Here is a 21,667-nt window from a genome sequence, read left to right on the forward strand (position 1 = left end):
TTAATTCATTAGCACATTCTTATATAGTCATAAGCCAGTATATAAATAATTTTACTTGGTATGAATTTTCAAGAGTTTAAGCATAAATATGGTTATGATGCTGCTACTAAAATGATGCAGCAATATTTAGATATTAAATTTGCTCACCTAGATTGCTTATTGCTTTTTAGAATGGGTGATTTTTATGAAATGTTTTATGAGGATGCCGTGCTTGCTAGCGGCGTACTCGGTATTGCTTTAACTAAAAGAGGTAAAAACGGCGATGAAGAAGTGCCGATGTGCGGCGTACCTTACCATGCTCTTGAAAATTACCTAACTAAATTAATCGAAGAAAATTATAAAGTTGCTATTTGTGATCAGCTTGAAACCCCTGAAGAGGCAAAAAATAGAGGCGGTTATAAAGCAGTAGTTAACAGAAATGTTACCCGGATTATAACGCCTGGCACAGTGATTGAGGAAAACCTAATTACCACTGTTGAGCCGAATTATCTAGCAAGTCTTGTTGTGCCGAAAAACAAAGATACGGCAGCACTTTGCTATGCTGACCTTTCTACTTCCACGATTTTTGTAGTTAACGTCCCTGAGCTTGAAATTCTTAATGAACTTGCTCGCCTTAAGCCTCGTGAAATTCTACTTAGTGAACATTTAAGATCTTCCGACCTTGCAAGTAATATTTCCAAGCAACTAAATTTCCGCATTACTTATCAGGTCGATAGTTTTTTTGCAGTGAATAAATGTGAAAAGATTATTCTAGATTTTTATAAGATGAAAGATATTAAAGGGGTAGGAGAAATATCTAATAGTCAAATTTGTGCCATAGGTAGTATTTTGGAATATCTTACCCTAACGCAAAAAGAAAATATCCCAAATTTACCAAAGCCGAAGATTATCGATTTTCATAGCTATATGACGATTGATTTTTCGACAAGGCGTAATCTTGAGATAGTCACAAATTCATGCGGGGGAAATAAAGGAAGCTTGCTAAGTACTCTTAACCACACTGTTACTAAGCAAGGTGGGCGGTTGTTATATAATTTCCTATCAAGCCCTTTAACTGATACTCATAAAATAAATCAGCGTTTAAATATAACGGAGTTTTTCCATTCTAATCTAGATATAACCGCAAAAGTTCGTGAGCTACTTAAGAAAACCAGCGATATAGAGCGTTGTTTAACCCGTATTACTATGAATAGAGGTTCGGGGCGTGATTTGCTTAGTATCAAATATACGTTAGAGACGGCTAACTCTATCAAAGAAATATTCTTTGATAATTATGGTTTTGAGCTACCAAGCTTCATTGAAAAAATAGTTAAACCATTAATAAGAAATGATGAGCTATATAATTTAATAGAAGAAAGCATATGTGAAGATGCCCCAAATAATTTAAATGATGGTGGTGTTATAAAACACTCATACCATCCGAAAGTATTACAGTTGCATGATCTGATTAATAACGGCAAATTACATATTGAGAAACTAAAAGATCAGTATAAAAAAGAAACAGGGATAGATAGTTTAAAAATATCTCATAATAATGTGATAGGGCTGTTTATCGATATTACCGCTAAAAATGCTAATAAGATTAATGATCCTAAATTTATTCATCGTCAAACGACTGTTAATAGCGTGCGTTATACTACGGCTGAGTTACAAAAACTAGAAAGCGATTTAGTTAATGCTAAAACTTTGGTAGTAAGTTTGGAAAAAGAGTTATACGAAGATATATGCAAGCGAGTAACGAAGCAATCCGATTATTTACGGATTCTTGCCAGTTCTCTAAGCGGTATTGATGTATTTTGTAACTTTGCTTATATTGCAAGCGAAAATGATTATACTAGACCTGAATTTACCGATGATTTAAGCTTTGACATCGTTAAAGGGCGGCATCCGGTAGTCGAAGAAGCTTTGAATAAAGAGAGAAAAAGCTTTGTGCATAATGATTGTCATTTATCGGAAGCGGAGCGTATTTGGCTAATTACTGGTCCTAATATGGCAGGTAAAAGTACTTTCCTGCGGCAAAATGCCATTATCGCAATTATTGCTCAAATAGGTTCATTCGTACCTGCTAAAAGTGCTAGAATAGGGATGGTAGATAAGATATTTAGCAGAATTGGGGCAGCTGACGACCTGATTAAAGGACAATCGACTTTCATGGCAGAGATGCTAGAGACGTCAGCGATCCTTGCACAATCTACTAAAAACTCCCTAATTATATTAGATGAGGTCGGCAGAGGTACTTCGACTTATGATGGAGTATCTATTGCTTGGTCGGTGCTTGAATACATCCATGACAAACTGAAATGTCGCTGTTTGTTTGCTACGCATTATCATGAGCTAACTATTATGGATAATTTTCTGCCAGCTATGCAAAATTACACTATTGCTATTGAGGAGTCAGGCAAAGATATTTTGTTTTTGCATAATATTATAGCAGGTGCAGCTGATAGATCGTATGGCATTCATGTTGCAGCCTTAGCGGGACTACCTGCAAGCGTTATCAATAGAGCCGAGCAGATTCTGCTTAAATTTGAGAAAAATGCGGCAGGTAAGGGAAAGAATATTTTATCAACGGAGTCAAATAATTTGAGTCTATTCGCTATTGAGTCCCCTAAACTACAAAACAGTAAATTGGAGGAAAAATTTAAAACCATCGACCCAGATAAGTTATCGCCTAAAGAAGCTTTAGAGCTATTATATCAATTAAAAAGCAATTTTATTAAACAATAACAATTATTAACCGCTAAAAATAGTTAATAAATATTTATATTATACCTTTTCATAATCAACTTAATATATGGAGAGTGTTATGTCTAAACAATTTCAATTAAGTCTACAACCTATTTCTAGGGTTAAAGAAAATCCTAATATGTTCGATAATTTTACCAATTTTTTTCTAGGAAGTGAAAAATATGTTATATCTAATGATAGTTATATTACTCCTAAATTATGTGTTACACAAGCTCGAAAATTTTTTGAATCATTAGGTAATACATGCCAATTGGGCATACAATATGTAGGGAAAGAGTTTAAGGGAATTTTTGAAATAAAAGATAATGTCGTAACTGCATTACAAAATAATGAAGCAGCTCATAACTATACGCAACATGAGTTAAACGGTACATTTTATTTGTATGATAATAAAAAATCTCAAGTATGTATACAAAATCTACATAAAGCACTAAATATTTTTCAACAACGCACTTTTGAGGAGGTTAAAAATTATACTAGAGAAGATATTTTGAATTTTATAAACAATAAAAACGATACACAGGAACTAATATACCCAAATAATGATGAACAATTTATTCAACAATTTTTCCAACTTGGGGATTGTAGGGTATTTAAAATATTGAATGATATAACTCAAGCAACAAATAGTACTGTATCTGAAATAGTAAATACTACAGTAACTACATTGTTAAATTCAACCACAGAGCAGCAAGAGGATCAGGAAAACAATAATGATGGTTATTCACTAGGTGTGTACATTGCAGGTGGATCGGCAGTTTTAGGAGTTATAAGTGCAATTGGTTATGCCGGTTATAAGTGGTATAAAAGTTATGCAGATAATAAGTATATATCGCATGAATCAGAAATAGAATTAGGTAGAAATAATAGCCAATACTTTTGTCCCTTTAGTACAACAGACGGCTCTCTTTTAATAGGAGAAAATTTAAGTGAAGATAAAGCTAATGGAGACGTTTCTGAGTCTTATGTATCTTTTAGGGGAAATAGTATGGAGGATATAACACCTATTATCGGTGATTCAGAAGGATAAATGAAAAGTAGTAATTTTATCAGCTAATGCAAAGGGGGGCTATTTATGGAAGAAATCGTTTTAAAAATAAATGCGATATATTAATAATTTTCTAATTTAACTATTGCAATTTATTCTATTATTTCTTATATTCAAAGTCGCTTAAATAAAAAGCACAAGGGCGTTTTAATATTAATAATGAATTTTATCCCCTTAAATTCAAATATTAAAATGCCCACAGCTAACTATTCCATATTTAAGCGGGTGTAGCTCAGGGGTAGAGTGCTACCTTGCCAAGGTCGAAGTCGAGGGTTCGAATCCCTTCACCCGCTCCAATAATTTTCTTCCGAATTTCTGCTTTTAGCTAAAATGATATTTTTGTTAAATCAATAGGATTGGTGACAACATAACGCCATAGTTTATCTATGCCTTTAGTTATGCCGATGCGTGTAGTGGTAGAATAGGGAAGTTTTAAATTGATGTCGCTAACAAAAAATTCGTTGTTATTGATTAGGTCAATTTTATTATGAGAGATGTTAATTCCTAAATATTTACACAGCTTGCCTGGTCCATCTACCTTTGATACTTCAAGATTTGGTACGTCAAATTTCGGGATTCGCCTGTGCTCACGTATTAATATACGCCTAGCCGTCTCACCACTTATTTGACTTCCAACTTTTGAAGTATCTGCGGTATATAAATCCTTAGTAGAAATAATATATGCTCCTCGAATTAAGGTAGCAGCAGGAAAGCCATCAGTTTCGGTTACAAAGTTTAGACAATAATACATGCCGTAAATCAGATAAACATAGCTAAAACCAGCCGGACCAAACATTATATCAGTTCTTTTTGTACGACCTCTTGCAGCATGACAAGCTGGATCGTCTTGTCCAATATAGCTTTCAGTTTCAGTAATAATAGCTGTTTTGCCTTGAAAATATAAAACTTTACCCAGCAGCTCCTGACTTACTATATTAGTATCTCTTGCAAAGAATTCTCGAGATAAAGGGATTAATTTATTATTCATTTTTATTTAGTAAGTGGAACAGGATCATATCCGCCATCACAAAGTGGCTGGCATTTGATTATTCTTTTAAAAATAAGCCATAATCCTTTGATACCTCCATGTGTGTTTAGTGCCTCTTTAGCATATTTGGAGCAGGTAGGATAAAATCGGCAATTGTTACCACCAAGTAATGGGGAAATAAAATATCGATAGAAAGTAAGAAGTAATAATAATATTCTAGTCATTTCGCAGCTTATCTATAATTGCTTCCATCTTTTCCGGCGTCAAATCTTCATAATAATCGTCATTAATTTGCACTACGGGAGCGTTAACGCATGCTCCTAAACATTCGATTTCTATTAAGCTAAATTTTTGATCTTTTGTAACTTCTTCATCTTTTATACCAAGTTTTTCTTTGCAAGTTTTCATTATATCATCGCTACCACGTAGCCAACAAGGGGTAGTAGTGCACACTTGGATATGATTCTTACCAACAGGCTTGAGGTTAAACATAGTGTAAAAAGTTGCCACCTCATAAGCTCGCATATACGGCATTTCTAGCATATTCGCCACATACTCAATAGCAGGAACAGGCAACCAACCACCATTTTGACGTTGAGCTAAATCAAGAAGTGGTAATATGGCACTTCTTTTGCCCTCTGGTGGATATTTTTTTATGATATCCTCCGCTAGACTTAAATTTTTCTTATCAAAACTAAAATTTGTAATTTTTGTATTCATATGTTCTATGTCATTCCTGCGAAAGCAGGAATCCAGTAATTAAAAGGTGTAAATATTCTGAATTTTAAGATTAAAAGCTCTAATAATTTTGCTTTATGCTGGATTCCTGCTTTCGCAGGAATGACATAAAAGCCATGCAAAAGCTTGAAATCAGAAAGTAAGAATATTTATTCAATTAAATCTTTCCATTTAGGATTAACTTTTTCTATCAATTCTATTTTCCAGCTACGTTTCCACTTTTTTAATGCTTTTTCTCTAATAATAGCTTCTTTAATATCAGCAAATTCTTCAGTATAAACAAGCTTTATAATATTATATTTTGCTGTAAAACCTTTGATTATTTTTTGTTTATGCTCATAAGAACGACGTATTATATTATTGGTAACTCCAATATATAAAGTACCATTCCTATTAGAGCATAATATATATACCCAGTACATTTTATTTTTTTGTTATATTTTACTGGATTCCTGCTTTCGCAGGAATGACATAAAAAATGTAGGAATGACATAAGACATTAGTCTACCTATCAATCTCACCAAATACTATATCAAGCGTTGCTATAATAGTAATAACATCTGCCATTAAATGACCTTTGGACATAAAATCAAGTCCTTGCAAGTGAGCAAACCCTGGGGCTTTAATTCGGCATCTATAAGGTCTATTACCACCAGTAGAGTATAAATACACGCCAAACTCACCTTTAGGAGCTTCTACTGCTTTGTAAATTTCACCAGCTGGAACATCATACCCCTCGGTATAAAGCTTAAAGTGATGAATCATCGCTTCCATGGATTCTTTCATTTTAGCCCTTGTTGGTGGTGTTAGTTTTGGATCATCGGTTTTAACCGGACCTTGCGGCATTTTTTCTATACATTGTTTGATTATCTTAACAGATTCATACATTTCAAGCATACGTACTAAATACCTGTCATAACAATCGCCATTTTTGCCGATCGGTACTTCAAAATCCATTTCTGCATAAACGTCATAAGGGTTTGACTTACGCAAATCCCAAGCTATGCCTGAACCTCTGAGCATCGGACCTGAAAACCCCCAGTCCATTGCCTCTTTTTGGGAAACAACACCAATATCTACTAAACGCTGCTTCCATAATCTATTTTCATTTAGCAGATTTTCGATATCTTGAAGTTTAGGTGGAAATTGTTGGATGAATTTATCAATATCCTCAAGTAAGCCATCTGGTAAATCCTCAGCAACACCGCCTGGTCTGAAATAGTTTGAGTGCATTCGAGAGCCGGAAACACGTTCGTAAAACTCCATGATTTTCTCACGCTCTTCAAATAGCCATAATAAAGGGGTGGTTGCTCCGACATCTAAAGCTTGGCTGCCTATATTCAAGGTGTGATTCAGGATTCTCGTTAGTTCTGAAAATAGCACCCTTATAAACTGGGCTCTTCGTGGTATTTCGCACTCTAATAGCGACTCAGCAGCTAAAGCAAAAGCATGTTCTTGGCACATTGGCGAAACATAATCAAGGCGATCAAAGTAAGGAATAGCCTGCAAATATGTTTTATGCTCAATCAGCTTTTCCGTACCACGATGAAGTAATCCAATGTGAGGATCAGCATTATTTACTACTTCCCCATCCATTTCAAGAATTAGCCTTAAAACGCCGTGCGTTGCCGGATGTTGCGGACCAAGATTTAACGTTATACTTTTGGTGTTATTAGTCATATTATTTGTCATTGCGAGGAGCCACAGGCGACGTGGCAATCCAGTTAAATAATTTCATCATATAAATTTTTCCAATTTACGTTCATGCTTTGTTAGTAATAATATATACAGCCAGTTGTTTCATAATTTTTCCTAGATTGCCGCGTCGGGACTATGTCCCTCCTCGCAATGACACTATTTTATATTTCTTCTATATTAATAGAACCTAAGGGTAATACTTCAAAATTATCGTTTATTATACAATCAAATTGAAAAGGATTAAAATAAGCAAAAGTATTATATAAGTCTTGAGTTTGTTTATTTGCTAAAACAAGTTGGTATGAAAAAGAAAATTTATTATAATTTATTTGCCACCTATAATTAGACTCAATATCTTCGCTGTAACGTATAAATGATTTATTTGCCGGATCAATTACCATATGTTTTGAAAGGTCATTAATAGTACGTAGATGTATATAAGGTACTTCTTTTTCAACAAACGCTTTAAAAAATTCTGTATCTATTTTTAATGAAAAATTTTTATCTAAAGTTAAGTTATTTCGTCGACCTTTTACGATATACGGAATCATTTCTTTAATAGTAAAAGCTCTAATCATTTAGCCTTCTCATCCCCTGGTAATGTATAAGTAGGGCTGTGCCAAGGTGAACTAAAATCAAACTCCCGATATTCTATATCTAAATTGACCGGTTCGTATGCTACTTTTTTCGTCTGCTCATCATATTTAACTTGCGTATAGCCGGTTAATGGAAAGTCTTTACGTAAAGGATGCCCCTCAAACTCATAATCGGTGAGTATTCGCCTTTTATCATCATTACCATCAAAATTTATGCCGAACATATCATAAACTTCACGCTCATACCAACAAGTGGCGTTAAATATACTCATTGCTGATGGTATGCTTTCATGTTCGGATACGTAAGTTTTAATGATAAGACGCTTATTTAATTTTAAGCTTAGTAAATTGTATACTACTTCAAACCGTTTAGCTTTTTCAGGAAAATCGCTACCGAATAAGTCGGTTAGTACAGTAAAACGTAGCTCTTCTGATTCTTTTAAAGCTTTTAAGAAAGGTAGTAAAAAATTCGGCTCAACTTTATACGCTAGGTTCTCCTTAACCGTGATGGGGCTTATCAATATACTTGATTTAGCGGCAAGCTTCTCAATGATTTTTTCTAGCGTCATATTTAAAACCTGTAGTGCGTTTGATTTTCTTTTGTAATTGCATAAGCCCATAAATTAAAGCTTCCGCTGTAGGGGGGCAGCCAGGGACATATACGTCAACCGGTACGATGCGGTCACAACCTCGTACTACTGAATAAGAGAAGTGATAATATCCCCCGCCATTAGCACAGCTACCCATTGAAAGCACCCATTTAGGTTCAGCCATCTGGTCGTATACTTTGCGTAATGCCGGTGCCATTTTGTTGGTAAGTGTCCCTGCAACTATCATAAGATCGGATTGTCTTGGGCTTGGTCTAAACAGCATGCCAAAGCGATCCATATCATACCTACTTGCCGCTGCCTGCATCATCTCAACCGCACAACAAGCAAGCCCAAAAGTCATAGGCCATAATGAATTGCTTCTTGCCCAGCCAATGACATCATCGACTTTGGTTAATAAGACCCCTCTATTTGAAAGCTCATTATTTAGCAATTCATCTTCTTGATAAAAATTATTATGCATTTTTGTTCTTACATAAAGTTAAATTATATGTCATCCCGTGGCTTGACCACGGGATCCAGAAAACAATAAAAAATACTAATATTATTAGTATTTTTACTGGACCCCGTGAACAAGTCACGGGGTGACAAGGGGAAATGATCCACGTAACAACACCGCCGCAGGATGACATCCCGTATTTCTTACTCCCAATCTAAAGCTCCTTTCTTCCATTCATATACAAATCCTATAGTAAGTACGAATAAGAAGAACATCATCGAGAAAAAGCCTATTTTGCCTATTGTTCCAAGGCTAATAGCCCAAGGAACTAAAAATGTGATTTCAAGGTCAAAGATAATAAATAAAATAGCAACTAAATAAAATCGTATGTCAAACTTTGATCTAGCATCGTCAAAAGGCTCAAATCCACATTCGTAAGGCTCTAATTTATCTTTATTATATTTTTTGGTGGCTAATAGATTCGGTAGAATCATTATTAAACTAGATACTAATGTCGCAATACCAAAAAATATAGCAATCGGTAAATATTCTTGTAAGAGTTCTGAATTCTGTAGCATATATTTTTTATTGTTTTATCGTCATTGCGAGGAAAAACTACAAGTTTTGACGAAGCAATCTCAGAGTGTTTTATGAGATTGCCTCCGCCCTCTGCTATGCATCTCCTCGCAATGACGTAGATTATATCAATCTATCCCAAATAACATTATTTATCAATGACAATATCGGGTTTGACTAATAACTTCATCAAAATAAGTACCCAAATGCTGCTTGCTATCCACCATATTTGCCAAACATTATATGAAATCATGCCAATAATATAATAATTTATAAAACATGCATAAGAGCTTGCCCTGAAATTATCATTTCCTATATTACCAATTTGTTTGAGATATTTGTAAACCAAGCTTAAGAATAAAGCTAATCCTATTAATCCTAGTTCTAAGGTAATTTGTAATATGTTATTATGTGGATGAAGCGGTAGTGGATGCCATTTTTCACCTTTATAATCAATCATTTCACTGTCTTTAACTTGGGTATATTTAGAAGAATTAAAGCCATTAATCATAAGCGGTTTTTCAGCAATTTTATTTGCAACGAAATGCCAAATAAATAAACGATGAGCCGCTGATGGATGGGTAGTCAAATATTTATCTGATAACCCCTTAGGATTAATTTGTCCGGCTATGATCGGAAATAATAACGAGCCGGTTATTAAACCGAATATTATCAATTTAGAAAATATCGGTTTTATGAACCTTGCTAAAATAAACACTATTCCGCCTAAACTAAAGCCTAAGAAACTTGCTAAACTATCAGAAATGCTTAATAAATAAAGCACTAAGATGTATAATATTAGAGCAGGGCAATATTTTTTATCATAAATTAAAATAGCTATTACTACCCACGCAGTAATTGAAAGTAAAGCACAACCACGATCTAGCATATAAAGATTAAAATTTGCTTTAAATATTCTAGTTAAAAAGCCATAAGAAAAATATTCGACAAAGAATAGTAAAATTCCTGTAAGAGTGCCAAATATTAAAGCTTTTTTAAGTTTAGGACGATTTTGAAATGGCTTGAAATTACTAACAACAAAGCCAAGAAATAAGATTGTAAAAACTTGAACAAAATTAATTAAGCTATTGATAGGTTTGATTGCAAATAAACAAGATATTAAGCACCAACCAGCGAATAGTAGTTCTGTTTTTATCGTCATTGCGAGGAAATTACAAAATAATTGACGAAGCAATCTCAGGATGTTTAATGAGATTGCCACGTCGCTTTGCTCCTCGCAATGACGATTAGGTATCCATGCGGCAATATTTTGTAGTAATGATATGAGTAAAAACACCGTAACAGTAGCTGCGACTGATAAGCCGGCAACCATGCCAAGGCTAGGGACTAAGAATATAAAAAAATAGTTTATCATGTTAACTTAAAAACATTCTTTAGCAAAAATTTCATAAATAGGATGTTCGAAGGTAGAAAGTGAAATACTGCCGGAGGTCATCCACCCTTGAAAAAGTAATTTAGGGTCTTCGTCAATTATATATTCAGTTATAGTCATCAATATATAATTATCTTCGTTATACGGATCAAGATTTTTAACACATTTATGTATTTTGATTTTTATATTACCGAAATATTGTTCTTCACCAACTTTAAACGTGAGTTTTTCAGATTTAGCAGTAGTTTTATTTAAGGCAGTAATCTCACAATTATCACAATTTTTGAATTCTGTACTATCACTAATGGCTTGATTAGAATTTAAAACCGGCGGATCATTATTAATAAGGTTAAATATATCATTCTCAATATCTTCAGTAGTTGTAATAGAATCTAACTCTTCTGCAAATATAATAGGTGAGCAGGTAAATATAATAAATGCTAAAATGATCTTTAAATGCTGCATAAGTAAATTAATTATAGTTTTTTAAATTATATACTATGAGAGATTAATGGCAACTAGGTTTTGTGGTAATTTGTAACAATGTGTCATCCCGTGGCTTGACCACGGGATCTTGCATCACCAGTTGTATCCTAAGATCCCGCAGTCAAGCTGCGGGACGACATTTTGTAGTTAACATGATCTATTCAAAAGAATTATTAAATTCGGTTTTGCGTTAGGATTTTCCTAGTTTTATAATTAAGGTATTTAATACTATTAATCCAGGTGCTAAGTATTATCCCAGTAAACATATTAACATAATTAGCGATTATTTAAGGGCTGTGCAGAATGGTGATATTAATCGTTTAATAATTAACATACCGCCTAGGAGCTTGAAATCTATCTGCGTTAGTGTTGCTTGGACTGCTTTTTTATTAGGGCTTGACCCAGCCAAGCGTATAATGTCGGCTAGCTATTCTCAAATGCTTAGTGTTAAACATTCGCTTGATTGTCGGTTTATTTTAAATTCCGATTGGTATAAGGAACTTTTCCCGAATACTATACTTAGCAAAACTCATAATCAGAAAAGCAAGTTCCTTACAACCGCTAACGGCTTTCGCTTTGCAACATCAGTAGGTGGTTCGGCTACAGGGGAGGGTGGGGACATCTTAATTATCGATGATCCGCATAACCCTACGCAAATACATTCCTATAAAATACGTCAAAAAGTGATAGATTGGTTTGAACAAACCTTTGTCAGTAGGCTCAATAATCGTAATCGTGGTGCAATAGTTTTGGTTATGCAGCGTCTACATAGTGATGATTTAGCTGGATATTTGCTTAATAGTAGCAATGGGTGGCATCACTTAAAAATTCCAGCTATTGCTGATTGTGATTATTCTTTTAAACTCACAGCTAATTCTTATGTTAAAGGTGAAGTATTGGAGAATTATAAAGAGCCGGCTGATTGCTTAGCAAAATTAGAGCATGAAATAGGTAGCTATAATTATCATGCTCAATATTTACAAGAGCCTATACCACAAGGCTCATCACTGCTTAATATGGAAGATATTAGCTTTTATGAAAATTTACCTGAGAAGTTTGATTATTTAGTCCAAAGCTGGGATACGGCGATTAAGATTTCTGAAGATTCCGACTATAGTGTCTGCACTATATGGGGTATTTTAGGGCAGAAATATTACCTTATTTCATTGGTTCGGAAAAAAATTAATTATCCTGAGCTGAAGAATTTAATAGAAAAATTAGCCAATCAATATAAACCAAGGTTTATATTGATAGAAGATAAAGCAAGCGGTCAGCAACTAATTCAAGATTTAGGATTTTTAGGGGATAATATTAGAGTGGTCGGTATTAAACCGAAGCTTGATAAAATTACAAGATTTGCTTCGGTGGTGCCGTTATTTCAAGCTGGTATAGTGCTAATGCCTAGACAATCAACCATAGCCTTAAAGGAATTACTAAACTTTCCGCATATCAAAAATGACGATATAGTAGATTCAGTTAGCCAATTTCTAAACTTTATGAAAGAGAAATCATTAAAACTACCTGCAAGAATCAGGAGCATAATTATTTAGCTTTCATGCTCTATAGCAAGATCAATTAAACTATCTGTAAGATTACTTAAATTTTTAGTATTAAAATCAATACGCATTTCGTTTTTAACTACATCAAAAAAATAATTATTAAGTGACTTTTTCATTTCATTTATGACTTTAGAATTTATTGTCCAGTGAATAACCTTTTTATTTTTGATAATTTCATACATATCAAGAGCAATTTTAATAGTATTTTCACGCTGATCTTGACCTGTTTGATTCTGTAAAAAGTTAAGTAATTTTCTATAAAAAGCTATTATTGTTTTATTATTGTTTAATTCAGTTGGTACATCTTTTTTAAATTCATTTATTATGTTTATAGATTTATTTAAAAAATCGCTATCCGATAAACGTTTATAATGATGCTGTGTTATTGTGCTATTTATAAGCTCTGAAAATTTTCGAGAAAGTGCGGGATCAGCACTGATATAATCATTAATGACATCTTGTAGTTGAGCATTAATTTGATTAGCCTTGTCTACATCTGTAATGTCTACTCTTGTAATAAAATGCTCTAATATTTGATTGTCAAAAATGTTAACCATGTCGGTCTTAATAATATCACCGGCAATAATATGTTCATCAAGTAATTTTGCGATTTGATCAGTATATATTTTTTTATCTGTTTTTTCATTATAACGCTTTTCTACTATTTTCTTAAGTTTATCAAAGTTTTTTAATCCATTTTGTAGTTCGGCTAATTGCTCTATTGAAAAAACTTGACATAATTTATTGGAGTTAGAAGCTATAGACATTAGATTTTTAAATTTGTCTAATAAGAAATAAAAATTACTTCGTATATTTTCATCGGCTAAATGCTGCTCAATTTGTTCGGGATCTAAACTATTAGGTACATTTGTAAAAATATCTTTAATTTCTTGCAGTGATGGGAAAAGTTCTTGTATTTTATCGTCTACAAAAAATATAGTATCTTCTAAATCTTCTTTATTTAATTTTTCCAAATTACGAATATTAAAATTTTGTATATTATGATTTTCATAAGTTTTATATGCATTGTTTAATGCAACTCTTAACCCCTCATAATCAATTATATAACCATATTCTTTAGTTTTTTCGTTTTTCTCAAATAGACGATTTATACGAGAAATTGCTTGTAAAAGAGTATGTTCTTTTAATTTCTTACATATATAAACTACAGTATTACGTGGTGCATCAAAACCAGTTAATAATTTTGAAACCACAATTAAAATTTCAGGACCATCGTCACTATTAAATTCTTTAGTAATTTTATGATGGTTTGATTTTAAACCTTTTTGAGTAGTTAAAAATTCCTGTATTTCATTTTTGCTTCTAATATCCGTATTACCTTTTCGTTCATCAAAAGAAGATATAACGACTTCGGAATTTACTTGACCTATTTGGTCTAAAATTTTTTTAAAGCGAATAGCAATAGCTCTAGAAGGAGCTATTAACATACCTTTTAAACCTGTGCCTTTAAAGGTTTTTGAGTAGTGTGTTGAAATATCGGCTGCTTTAGCATAAATTGTTTTTTCTGTGTTAGAAAGAGTTGTTGGGTGACTAAATCTCCTTTTTAAAGCTGTTTTTTGTTTTTCATCTAGGTCATTAGTGATTGTATCAAAATTTTTATTAATGGATATTTCATCATTAAGATGTTGTTGAATAATACGTCCTTCATAAAATAACTTTACAATTATGTTATCTTTTAAAGTATAATTATGAATTGATCCGCCAAACTTTTCCATGGTATTTTTATATTCTTTAAAAAGTGGTGTACCAGTAAATCCTATATAACAAGCATTAGGCAAGATAGCTCGCATTTTATTAGCTAAATCGCCATGTTGAGTACGATGACATTCATCGACAAAAACAAGAATATTATTGTTTAAATCTTGAAATTCTTTTTTGAAAGCCGTATTAAATTTATGAATTAATGAAGTTATAACAGATGCATTACATTTAATTAATTTAATTAAATGTTCTGATGAAATTGCATTTTTAGGTTCAAATCCACAATTTTTAAAAGCATTTTTAATTTGTTCATCAAGTTCTGTTCTATCGGTTATAATTATGATACGCAGATTTTCGGTATCATTTGATTTAAGTAAAAATTTAGCAATCAATATCATTGTTAAAGATTTGCCCGTACCTTGGGTATGCCATATTACCCCCCCTTTTCTAATATGATACTCATCATGTTGTTGTATTCTTTTTGCAGCTGCATGTGTAGCAAAAAATTGATGATGACGGGCTATTTTTCTTACTGCATTATCAAAAACACAAAAATTAGCGATTAAGTCAAGTAATCTTTCCGGACGACATAACGCATAAAGTATTTTATCTTGTTCGGTAGGTTCTATAGTGCCGGCTAATTCTTGTTGATTAAAATGATCTTTATAAGAGGCAAAATCACCTGTATAAAGAGTTTTTTTTTCTTTTTTAGGCAAAGGAATATTAATTAAATTACGTATAATATCGATATTTTGCTTTTCTTCTTCTCTCCAAATGCTCCAATAATTTTTTGAGCGGTATTTCATCCGATCTTTGATTACGTATATGTTGAAATATAGCCTCATCTAATGACTCGGAGGGTGATTTATTTTCAATTACTACAAAAGGTATACCATTAACAAATAATACAATATCGCATTCACGTTCGATATTCATTTTGTTTTTTACCGGTACTTCAAAAGCAACATGGTAAGTATTATTTTCAGGTTCTTGCCAATCGATATATTTTAAGTTATAGCTTTTAAAATCTTTCTTAATATTTGCTCCTAAAGTTAGTAAATCATATACCTCTTCATTGGTTTTTACTAAACCGGAATTTTTAATGTCCATAAGCTGATACACAGCCTTTTTTGCATCTTTATCATCTAAATCGATTTTATTCTTATTAAGTTCTTTAATTTTTTTGATTAATATATCCTCCAACAATATATTGTGAGGATTAACTCGCTTTTTTTTTCAGTTCTTCTTGATTAAGCAGTTCATAACCAAATGCCATTAATGCTTTCACAGCAGGTATATGAGGAAGGGATTTTTCATCGATATTGGAGAACATAATTTTAATTATTTCTAAATTTCTTGATAATTTCTAAGTAAGTTAACTTTAAATATAATTTACCTAGTAAATTTGCTATCAAATTTTTACTCGTCTATTTTTACACGCCACTCGCCGGTAAGTAGTTTTTGTATTAAACCTTGTTTTTGAGATTGTAATGCTTTTTTATAATTTTTATATTTTGAGATTTGATTTTTATAATTTAGTAAAATATTTGCAGTTTGGTTTTGGTATTCTATTGTAGGAATATTTATTTTAATTTCTGCAAAATAAGAAAATTTTAAACCGAGTGTATCATCTACTAATCCTTGAGAGTAACGATAGAACTCATTTATCATTTTTGGTAGTTTAAATAAAAAATAAATAAATTGAGTGTTAATTGCCGAACTATTTGGTATACAAATTGTATATGCAGGGCTTACAATACCGGATAATGAAGAAATACCACAAACGCCTTGCCACATTCTCATCGTATTATATCCAAGATCCCCGGGATAAATAAGAAGATATTTTGATTTATCTTTATTTGAGGTATCACGTTTTTTTAAAGAATCTTTTTTTACAATACCTTCAGACCCGGTAATAGATAATAATTCCATCTTGTTCAAGGTGGTTTCTCGACGTTCAGTAAAAATTTCGCCAAGTGTTACAGGACACCAAGCAAGATATTGTGGGTTTAAACAATTTTTTAATAATTTTTTAGCTAAATTATTAAAAAATTTTTCATTTAAGCTTATTAAAGTACTAACTTTCTCTATTGCTTTATCCCACACACGTAAAATATTAGCTATTTTTTGTTGTTCAGGAAGAGGAGGCAAAGGCAATTTTATATTATTTATACCCTCTTTTACTAAACCAAACCGAGTAATACCGTTAGCTATACGTATAAACTGCTTGTGTACAAATGGAGAGTTAATTGCTTCAGCAAGATATGTACCATAAATTTTTTAAGATTTTGGGCGTGCAATAACTAAGTGATAACCACATATCAAATCCTTAATATCTTCTTCAATAAAAGAACAAACTGCAATATCCTTTGCAGTTTCAGAATCTTTAGTAAATATTACATCACCTTTTCTAAGTGCATATGTGTGAATCTCATGCTCGGAAGCTGTAGCTTTCATGAAATTAAGACTGTTGGTTATATAGCGATTTTTAAAAACATCCATATAATTACAGAGTTTAACTGATTTTTCATTAATTATCGTTTTTTTATCTACATTGCTTACTATAATATCAGTAACTTCTGCAAGATTTACTAGAGACCATTTTTTTATATCTAACATTTAAATTAAACCCCAAGCTCTTTCAAATGAACATCCATTTGTGATCGTATTTCTACTAGCTCTTTTTCAAGTTGCTGGATTTCTTTTTGTAGTTCTGCAACGTCAATTTCTTCCTCTTCTTCATAAGTATCAACATAACGTGGGATATTTAAATTATGTTTATTTTCACGAATTTCATGGATATTTGCTAGATGAGAATATTTTTCAATGGCTTTCCTGTTTTTATAAGTATCAACGATTTTATTAATATGTTCTTCTTCTAAAAAGTTCTGCCCTTTACCTGCTTTGAAAGAGCTACTGGCATCAATAAATAGCACATCTTTTCGTTGATTATTTTGTCCTCCTGTTTCTCTTGATCGATCAAATACCAAAATAGCAACGGGAATACCAGTTGAAGTAAAAAGATTAGCTGGTAGACCAATTACTGCGTCTAATAAATTATCTTCGATTAAACTTTGACGAATTAACCCTTCTGTTCCTCCACGAAATAATACACCGTGCGGTACTACTATAGCAGCACGTCCGCTAAGTGGCTTAGTAACTTCAATCATATGCGAAATAAAAGCATAATCGCCTTTAGTTTTAGGAGGAATACCACGCCAAAAACGTTTATGGTTATCGTTAGCCGCATTCTCATGTCCCCATTTTTCTAAACTAAAAGGCGGGTTAGCAATAACTATATCAAACTTCATTAACTTATCGTTTTCAAGTATTTCTGGATGATTTAGCGTATCACCCCAATAAATGTGAGCTCCCCCTTCCGAATGCAAAAACATATTCATCTGTGCTAATGCCCATGTGGCATTATTCATTTCTTGACCGTAAAGTGCGTAATTATTGTCGCCTACCTCTTTAGCCGCTCGAAGTAAAAGTGAACCGGACCCACAAGCAGGATCGCAAATTATATCACCGGATTTCGGAGCGGCAAGCTTTGCAAGTAAAGTTGATACAGCAGTAGGAGTATAAAATTCACCGGCTTTTTTACCTGCATCTGAAGCAAAGCGTGATATTAGGTAAATATAACATTCGCCTATAATATCTTCATTAACTCTATCAGGACTTAAATCTAATTCCAGCTTACCAAAATCTTCTAATAACATTTTTAAGCGACGATTTCGCTCTTTTGTTTTACCTAAGTTAAATTCTGAGTTAAAATCAACATTTCGAAATACTCCTTTCAGCTTTGCAAGATTCTTTTGTTCTATTTCATTTAAAGCCTTATTTATAAGTTCACCTATGCTATCCGACTTTTCTCTTTGTACAAAAATATCATAAAAATTTGCCCCTTTCGGTATTACAAAATCTTCACGTTCTAATTGCGATTGAATTCTTGAAGGCTCATCTTTATCTCTCTCTTCACATTCTTTTTTATGAGCTTTCCAAACATCTGAAATATATTTAAAAAATAGCATCACTAATATGTAATCTTTATAATTTGCCGCATCTACTACCCTGCGAAAAGTATCGCAAGCCGCCCATGCAGCATTATTTATTTGATTCTGTTTTAATTGATCAGTCATATTTTTATCTTATTTATTTTTCTGCCATAGATTATATAGGTTAAAAATCGAAAAGCAAATTATCTAGTTTTTGTAAAAATAGACATTAAAAATTACTTTTTCAACCATCATGTTTATTTAATAATTTAAAACACTTTAGATATGGAATGTGCTGTATGGTTCATATACAAATTAGCAATATATTTAACAGAAACTTAAACTTAATAGTAATCCGGCATAATGATTTGCTTTAAATCTCGTCATGCAATTAGCCGGATTGTGAATTTCTAAAGTTGCTATTTGTAATATTAATAAGGTTGAAGCACCGAGGATAGGTAGATAGTCTAGATTATAGCCGGCAGCTGAAATAAATAATAAAATAAATCCAACGTAAAATATATAAAGCCAAAATTTATATGCTTTATTTTCTAAACAAATACTTAAGGATTTCACTCCTATTTTCTTATCGTCCTTTATATCCATAAATCCATATATCGTATCATACCCTATCGTCCATAAACAGCAGGCTAAATACATAGTAATTGCTGCTATATCCAGCTTATTCTGAACTGTTGCATAGGCTATTAGCGTTCCTAAATTAAATGTAAAACCTAAAAAAACTTGTGGGAGGTAAGTAACACGCTTCATTAGCGGATATATACTAATCATCATTACTGTGAAAAAACCTATATATATGGCTGTCCTACTCAAGGTTAGCAAAATAAAAAGCGAGAGTATGCTAAGAATAAAGAGCATGCCGATAGCATATTTTATAGACAAAGCACCGCTAGCTAGAGGGCGGTTTTTAGTTCGTGCAACATGCTTATCGAATTTTTGGTCAAATATATCATTGATAATACATCCGCTACTTCTTGTTGTGATGCTGCCTAGGATAAATAGAGGCAACAAATATATTAAATCTGCTCTAGACGGATTTGCAAGCAGTAAACCAAATAAGGCAGGGAAGAAGACCAGTAAGTAAGCTACCGGCTTATCTGCCCGCATTAATTTAAAAGTTAATAAGAATTTATGCATGATTTTTTGACTTTCAGATGATTATTATATTTAGTTTTCTACCATCGGATAGTAAATTAATGCTAATATAGCTGAATTAGCTAAAGATATTATAGGAAAATATACAAATATGTATAATGAATTTAATATTTAGTATATTTGTGATTAATTGCGAATGATTTGAATGATGGAGGTAAGTAGTACGATTTGCTAACCAATACCACTACCTGACAGTGTATAAATAACAACTTTTTTATGCAACAAAATTCACAAGCAGCATGGAAATTTAAAGGGTAAGGATTAATTACCCTTATGTTTTTTTGATTTACCCAAAAGTAGCGTCACTACCTGCCAAGCTAATATCATCATTTTGCTGTTCTATTAAGCAATTATCAATGAGTTCTTCTGCCATTATAAAGCCAATTTTTTTAGGCTGCCCAACAAAAAGTTTTTGCATGAACGTAATTATTTTTTCTAGTTCAATTATATTATTAAATTTCTTAGCCTTGTCTGTTATATTAACCATAGTATCTTCTATTATAGCTTTATCTTTAATATTTATCGTAGTATCATTAGCTATTTTATAGTTCAACTTATTTATTGACTCGTTAAATATTGTAATTGTTTGTTGCTCTATTAAGTTATCAATATCTTCTTCCATTTTCATAACCTTTGCTTTTGTGGGCTTACTGTCTAAAAGTTCTTGAAAACTACTCTCTATTTGTTTTATATAAATTTTGCTTGTGAAAAATTTAGCTTTTTGTAATATGTCTTGTATAGTATCTAAAATTATAGTTTTATCTTTAGTATTTATTGTAATATTATTGATTATCTTATTACTTAATTCATCAGATAATTTTTGCAGTTGATCATTTTCTAGAAATTTTGTATTTAATGCTTTTCTCTCGGCTAAATTTTTATTTCTTTGAGAGTAACTATCAATAAGATTCTTTTCGGATTTGCCTATATTATTTTGATCAACATTAATAGAAACAGTAGAATTAAATTTTAGCACTTCTAATAATTCCATAGCACCTAAATTGCTTATATTATTTTTAGAAAGATAAAGTGTAGTAAGAGTAGAATTAACTTTAAGCATTTCAGCTAATTCCTTTACTTCATTATCGCTTATGCCATTATAATCAAGATAAAGTTCTGTAACAGTAAAATTATGTTTTAGCACTTCAGCTAATTCTTTTACTCCACTATCGTCTATTTTTTTATATCCAAGATTAAGCAATGTATTATCTTTCTTAAAATCATCGTTGTATAATCCTCTGCTTTCTAAAAACTCTATTAATTCTTTCATAAATTTACTCCTTAATTAAATTCTATAATTTTTAATATTTTGTTAAAAATGAGCTATGGGAAGAATCTAGATAAGAAGATTTAAGAATGCAATAGAAATTTAACTAAGGATATAAATTAATAACTTAGAGATAATCTAGGAAACACAAGGATTAGTATAGGATAAAGGGAAATGATAAAAGATTTAATAACTAGTAACAATTACCACTTACAATTATAACAGAATATCTAAGAAATTTTTACTAAGATGTAAATATAGAGAGTATTTTAGGCAGAGCTAATAATAACCGCTGCTGTAGCTATTTCGCTCAAAAACAATGACCGCTCTAATGTTCGGCGTCTAACCAAGCCTTGCAGCTTCATACCGCCTTTAGCTTTTATCCATCTAAGCAACGCATCGGCGGCGTTTGAGTATTCGCCTTGGTTAAGTTTTTGCCGCAAGGTTGATGCTTGAAATGCCCTCCAGCAACTGTTGAAGATAAATGAAATTAAAATGGATTATTGGCTTTTAGTTAATAGTAAGAAACATATCACTGGTAAAGGTAACGCTACTAAATATGACGTAATAGAAGCTGTTAAAAGAAAGGATTTAAACCGGTTGATAATAACGAAGCCGATAGCTTGGCAT

At 32.2% G+C, this 21,667-nt stretch carries 22 protein-coding genes and 1 tRNA gene; 4 read left to right on the top strand and 19 right to left on the bottom strand.

The window, feature by feature from the left end:
- Positions 1-60 precede the first annotated feature (60 nt).
- From mutS to RBE_RS02005, 3 genes are all read left to right on the top strand, one after another.
- A complete protein-coding gene (gene mutS / locus RBE_RS01995) occupies positions 61-2,727 on the top strand; it encodes a DNA mismatch repair protein MutS (protein ID WP_011477078.1) in 2,667 nt (888 codons plus the stop codon).
- A gap of 79 nt (positions 2,728-2,806) precedes the next feature.
- Positions 2,807-3,778 (top strand): hypothetical protein, encoded by a 972-nt coding sequence (locus tag RBE_RS02000; RefSeq protein ID WP_012152066.1) that lies wholly within the window; start codon positions 2,807-2,809, stop codon positions 3,776-3,778.
- Between the two features lie 239 nt (positions 3,779-4,017).
- Positions 4,018-4,092: transfer RNA gene (locus RBE_RS02005), tRNA-Gly, on the top strand.
- A 29-nt stretch (positions 4,093-4,121) separates the two neighbouring features.
- Here the strand turns inward: RBE_RS02005 and RBE_RS02010 are convergent.
- The 11 genes from RBE_RS02010 to RBE_RS02060 all read right to left on the bottom strand — a co-directional run bounded on the left by RBE_RS02010 (position 4,122) and on the right by RBE_RS02060 (position 11,297).
- Positions 4,122-4,784, bottom strand: a complete 663-nt coding sequence (locus tag RBE_RS02010; protein ID WP_011477080.1) for a DNA-3-methyladenine glycosylase — start codon at positions 4,782-4,784, stop codon at positions 4,122-4,124.
- A 2-nt stretch (positions 4,785-4,786) separates the two neighbouring features.
- The gene (gene yidD, locus RBE_RS02015) at positions 4,787-5,008 is read right to left on the bottom strand and encodes a membrane protein insertion efficiency factor YidD (protein WP_011477081.1); all 222 of its coding nucleotides are present in this window, start codon (positions 5,006-5,008) and stop codon (positions 4,787-4,789) included.
- The gene (nuoE, locus tag RBE_RS02020) at positions 5,001-5,504 is read right to left on the bottom strand and encodes an NADH-quinone oxidoreductase subunit NuoE (RefSeq protein ID WP_011477082.1); all 504 of its coding nucleotides are present in this window, start codon (positions 5,502-5,504) and stop codon (positions 5,001-5,003) included. The genes yidD and nuoE overlap by 8 nt, the downstream gene beginning before the upstream one ends.
- Positions 5,505-5,671: 167 nt before the next feature.
- Positions 5,672-5,944 carry a GIY-YIG nuclease family protein gene (locus RBE_RS02025; protein ID WP_011477083.1) on the bottom strand — a complete coding sequence of 91 codons (273 nt, stop codon included), beginning with the start codon at positions 5,942-5,944 and terminating at the stop codon, positions 5,672-5,674.
- An 82-nt stretch (positions 5,945-6,026) separates the two neighbouring features.
- Complete coding sequence (gene nuoD, locus RBE_RS02030) at positions 6,027-7,202, bottom strand: NADH dehydrogenase (quinone) subunit D (RefSeq protein ID WP_012152063.1); 1,176 nt, start codon at positions 7,200-7,202, stop codon at positions 6,027-6,029.
- A 179-nt stretch (positions 7,203-7,381) separates the two neighbouring features.
- Complete coding sequence (locus tag RBE_RS02035) at positions 7,382-7,798, bottom strand: hypothetical protein (RefSeq protein ID WP_011477085.1); 417 nt, start codon at positions 7,796-7,798, stop codon at positions 7,382-7,384.
- The gene (locus RBE_RS02040; protein WP_011477086.1) at positions 7,795-8,385 is read right to left on the bottom strand and encodes an NADH-quinone oxidoreductase subunit C; all 591 of its coding nucleotides are present in this window, start codon (positions 8,383-8,385) and stop codon (positions 7,795-7,797) included. Before RBE_RS02040 ends, RBE_RS02035 begins: the two co-directional genes overlap by 4 nt.
- Positions 8,363-8,887: a NuoB/complex I 20 kDa subunit family protein gene (locus RBE_RS02045; RefSeq protein WP_011477087.1), complete on the bottom strand. Its 525-nt coding sequence runs from the start codon at positions 8,885-8,887 to the stop codon at positions 8,363-8,365. The genes RBE_RS02040 and RBE_RS02045 overlap by 23 nt, the downstream gene beginning before the upstream one ends.
- A gap of 179 nt (positions 8,888-9,066) precedes the next feature.
- Positions 9,067-9,441: an NADH-quinone oxidoreductase subunit A gene (locus RBE_RS02050; RefSeq protein WP_011477088.1), complete on the bottom strand. Its 375-nt coding sequence runs from the start codon at positions 9,439-9,441 to the stop codon at positions 9,067-9,069.
- Positions 9,442-9,587: 146 nt separating this feature from the next.
- Positions 9,588-10,814 carry an O-antigen ligase family protein gene (locus tag RBE_RS02055; protein WP_011477089.1) on the bottom strand — a complete coding sequence of 409 codons (1,227 nt, stop codon included), beginning with the start codon at positions 10,812-10,814 and terminating at the stop codon, positions 9,588-9,590.
- A gap of 6 nt (positions 10,815-10,820) precedes the next feature.
- Entirely contained in the window at positions 10,821-11,297 is a 477-nt protein-coding gene (locus RBE_RS02060; protein ID WP_011477090.1) for a DUF2155 domain-containing protein, read from the bottom strand.
- Positions 11,298-11,614: 317 nt separating this feature from the next.
- Here RBE_RS02060 and terL point away from each other — a divergent pair, with 317 nt between their 5' ends.
- Positions 11,615-12,868: a phage terminase large subunit gene (gene terL / locus RBE_RS02065; RefSeq protein WP_011477091.1), complete on the top strand. Its 1,254-nt coding sequence runs from the start codon at positions 11,615-11,617 to the stop codon at positions 12,866-12,868.
- Here the strand turns inward: terL and RBE_RS02070 are convergent.
- The 8 genes from RBE_RS02070 to RBE_RS07800 form a co-directional block, all read right to left on the bottom strand.
- Complete coding sequence (locus tag RBE_RS02070; RefSeq protein WP_041804626.1) at positions 12,865-15,405, bottom strand: type I restriction endonuclease subunit R; 2,541 nt, start codon at positions 15,403-15,405, stop codon at positions 12,865-12,867. The genes terL and RBE_RS02070 overlap by 4 nt on opposite strands.
- Positions 15,332-15,805: a type I restriction endonuclease gene (locus tag RBE_RS07795; protein WP_187145749.1), complete on the bottom strand. Its 474-nt coding sequence runs from the start codon at positions 15,803-15,805 to the stop codon at positions 15,332-15,334. The genes RBE_RS02070 and RBE_RS07795 overlap by 74 nt, the downstream gene beginning before the upstream one ends.
- 213 nt (positions 15,806-16,018) lie before the next feature.
- Complete coding sequence (locus tag RBE_RS02080) at positions 16,019-16,876, bottom strand: restriction endonuclease subunit S (RefSeq protein ID WP_338053121.1); 858 nt, start codon at positions 16,874-16,876, stop codon at positions 16,019-16,021.
- Positions 16,877-16,879: 3 nt separating this feature from the next.
- Positions 16,880-17,218, bottom strand: coding sequence for a hypothetical protein (locus tag RBE_RS07495; protein ID WP_011477095.1), 339 nt, complete (start codon positions 17,216-17,218; stop codon positions 16,880-16,882).
- Between the two features lie 5 nt (positions 17,219-17,223).
- Positions 17,224-18,738 (bottom strand): type I restriction-modification system subunit M, encoded by a 1,515-nt coding sequence (locus RBE_RS02090; protein WP_011477096.1) that lies wholly within the window; start codon positions 18,736-18,738, stop codon positions 17,224-17,226.
- A gap of 183 nt (positions 18,739-18,921) precedes the next feature.
- Positions 18,922-19,752 (bottom strand): 4-hydroxybenzoate octaprenyltransferase, encoded by an 831-nt coding sequence (ubiA, locus tag RBE_RS02095; RefSeq protein WP_011477097.1) that lies wholly within the window; start codon positions 19,750-19,752, stop codon positions 18,922-18,924.
- A gap of 304 nt (positions 19,753-20,056) precedes the next feature.
- Positions 20,057-21,040, bottom strand: coding sequence for a hypothetical protein (locus RBE_RS02100; protein WP_011477098.1), 984 nt, complete (start codon positions 21,038-21,040; stop codon positions 20,057-20,059).
- Positions 21,041-21,306: 266 nt separating this feature from the next.
- Positions 21,307-21,534, bottom strand: coding sequence for a glycoside hydrolase family protein (locus RBE_RS07800; protein WP_081423315.1), 228 nt, complete (start codon positions 21,532-21,534; stop codon positions 21,307-21,309).
- Positions 21,535-21,667: the final 133 nt, after the last annotated feature.

Origin of the sequence: Rickettsia bellii RML369-C (genome assembly GCF_000012385.1) — a bacterium.
Classification (GTDB): domain Bacteria; phylum Pseudomonadota; class Alphaproteobacteria; order Rickettsiales; family Rickettsiaceae; genus Rickettsia; species Rickettsia bellii.

Excerpts from the sequence above, each read along its gene's own strand:
- mutS (WP_011477078.1), top strand. The coding sequence starts at position 61 with ATGAATTTTCAAGAGTTTAAGCATAAATATGGTTATGATGCTGCTACT.
- RBE_RS02000 (WP_012152066.1), top strand. The coding sequence starts at position 2,807 with ATGTCTAAACAATTTCAATTAAGTCTACAACCTATTTCTAGGGTTAAA.
- RBE_RS02010 (WP_011477080.1), bottom strand. The coding sequence starts at position 4,784 with ATGAATAATAAATTAATCCCTTTATCTCGAGAATTCTTTGCAAGAGAT.
- yidD (WP_011477081.1), bottom strand. The coding sequence starts at position 5,008 with ATGACTAGAATATTATTATTACTTCTTACTTTCTATCGATATTTTATT.
- nuoE (WP_011477082.1), bottom strand. The coding sequence starts at position 5,504 with ATGAATACAAAAATTACAAATTTTAGTTTTGATAAGAAAAATTTAAGT.
- RBE_RS02025 (WP_011477083.1), bottom strand. The coding sequence starts at position 5,944 with ATGTACTGGGTATATATATTATGCTCTAATAGGAATGGTACTTTATAT.
- nuoD (WP_012152063.1), bottom strand. The coding sequence starts at position 7,202 with ATGACTAATAACACCAAAAGTATAACGTTAAATCTTGGTCCGCAACAT.
- RBE_RS02035 (WP_011477085.1), bottom strand. The coding sequence starts at position 7,798 with ATGATTAGAGCTTTTACTATTAAAGAAATGATTCCGTATATCGTAAAA.
- RBE_RS02040 (WP_011477086.1), bottom strand. The coding sequence starts at position 8,385 with ATGACGCTAGAAAAAATCATTGAGAAGCTTGCCGCTAAATCAAGTATA.
- RBE_RS02045 (WP_011477087.1), bottom strand. The coding sequence starts at position 8,887 with ATGCATAATAATTTTTATCAAGAAGATGAATTGCTAAATAATGAGCTT.
- RBE_RS02050 (WP_011477088.1), bottom strand. The coding sequence starts at position 9,441 with ATGCTACAGAATTCAGAACTCTTACAAGAATATTTACCGATTGCTATA.
- RBE_RS02055 (WP_011477089.1), bottom strand. The coding sequence starts at position 10,814 with ATGATAAACTATTTTTTTATATTCTTAGTCCCTAGCCTTGGCATGGTT.
- RBE_RS02060 (WP_011477090.1), bottom strand. The coding sequence starts at position 11,297 with ATGCAGCATTTAAAGATCATTTTAGCATTTATTATATTTACCTGCTCA.
- RBE_RS02070 (WP_041804626.1), bottom strand. The coding sequence starts at position 15,405 with ATGAAATACCGCTCAAAAAATTATTGGAGCATTTGGAGAGAAGAAGAA.
- RBE_RS07495 (WP_011477095.1), bottom strand. The coding sequence starts at position 17,218 with ATGTTAGATATAAAAAAATGGTCTCTAGTAAATCTTGCAGAAGTTACT.
- RBE_RS02090 (WP_011477096.1), bottom strand. The coding sequence starts at position 18,738 with ATGACTGATCAATTAAAACAGAATCAAATAAATAATGCTGCATGGGCG.
- ubiA (WP_011477097.1), bottom strand. The coding sequence starts at position 19,752 with ATGCATAAATTCTTATTAACTTTTAAATTAATGCGGGCAGATAAGCCG.
- RBE_RS02100 (WP_011477098.1), bottom strand. The coding sequence starts at position 21,040 with ATGAAAGAATTAATAGAGTTTTTAGAAAGCAGAGGATTATACAACGAT.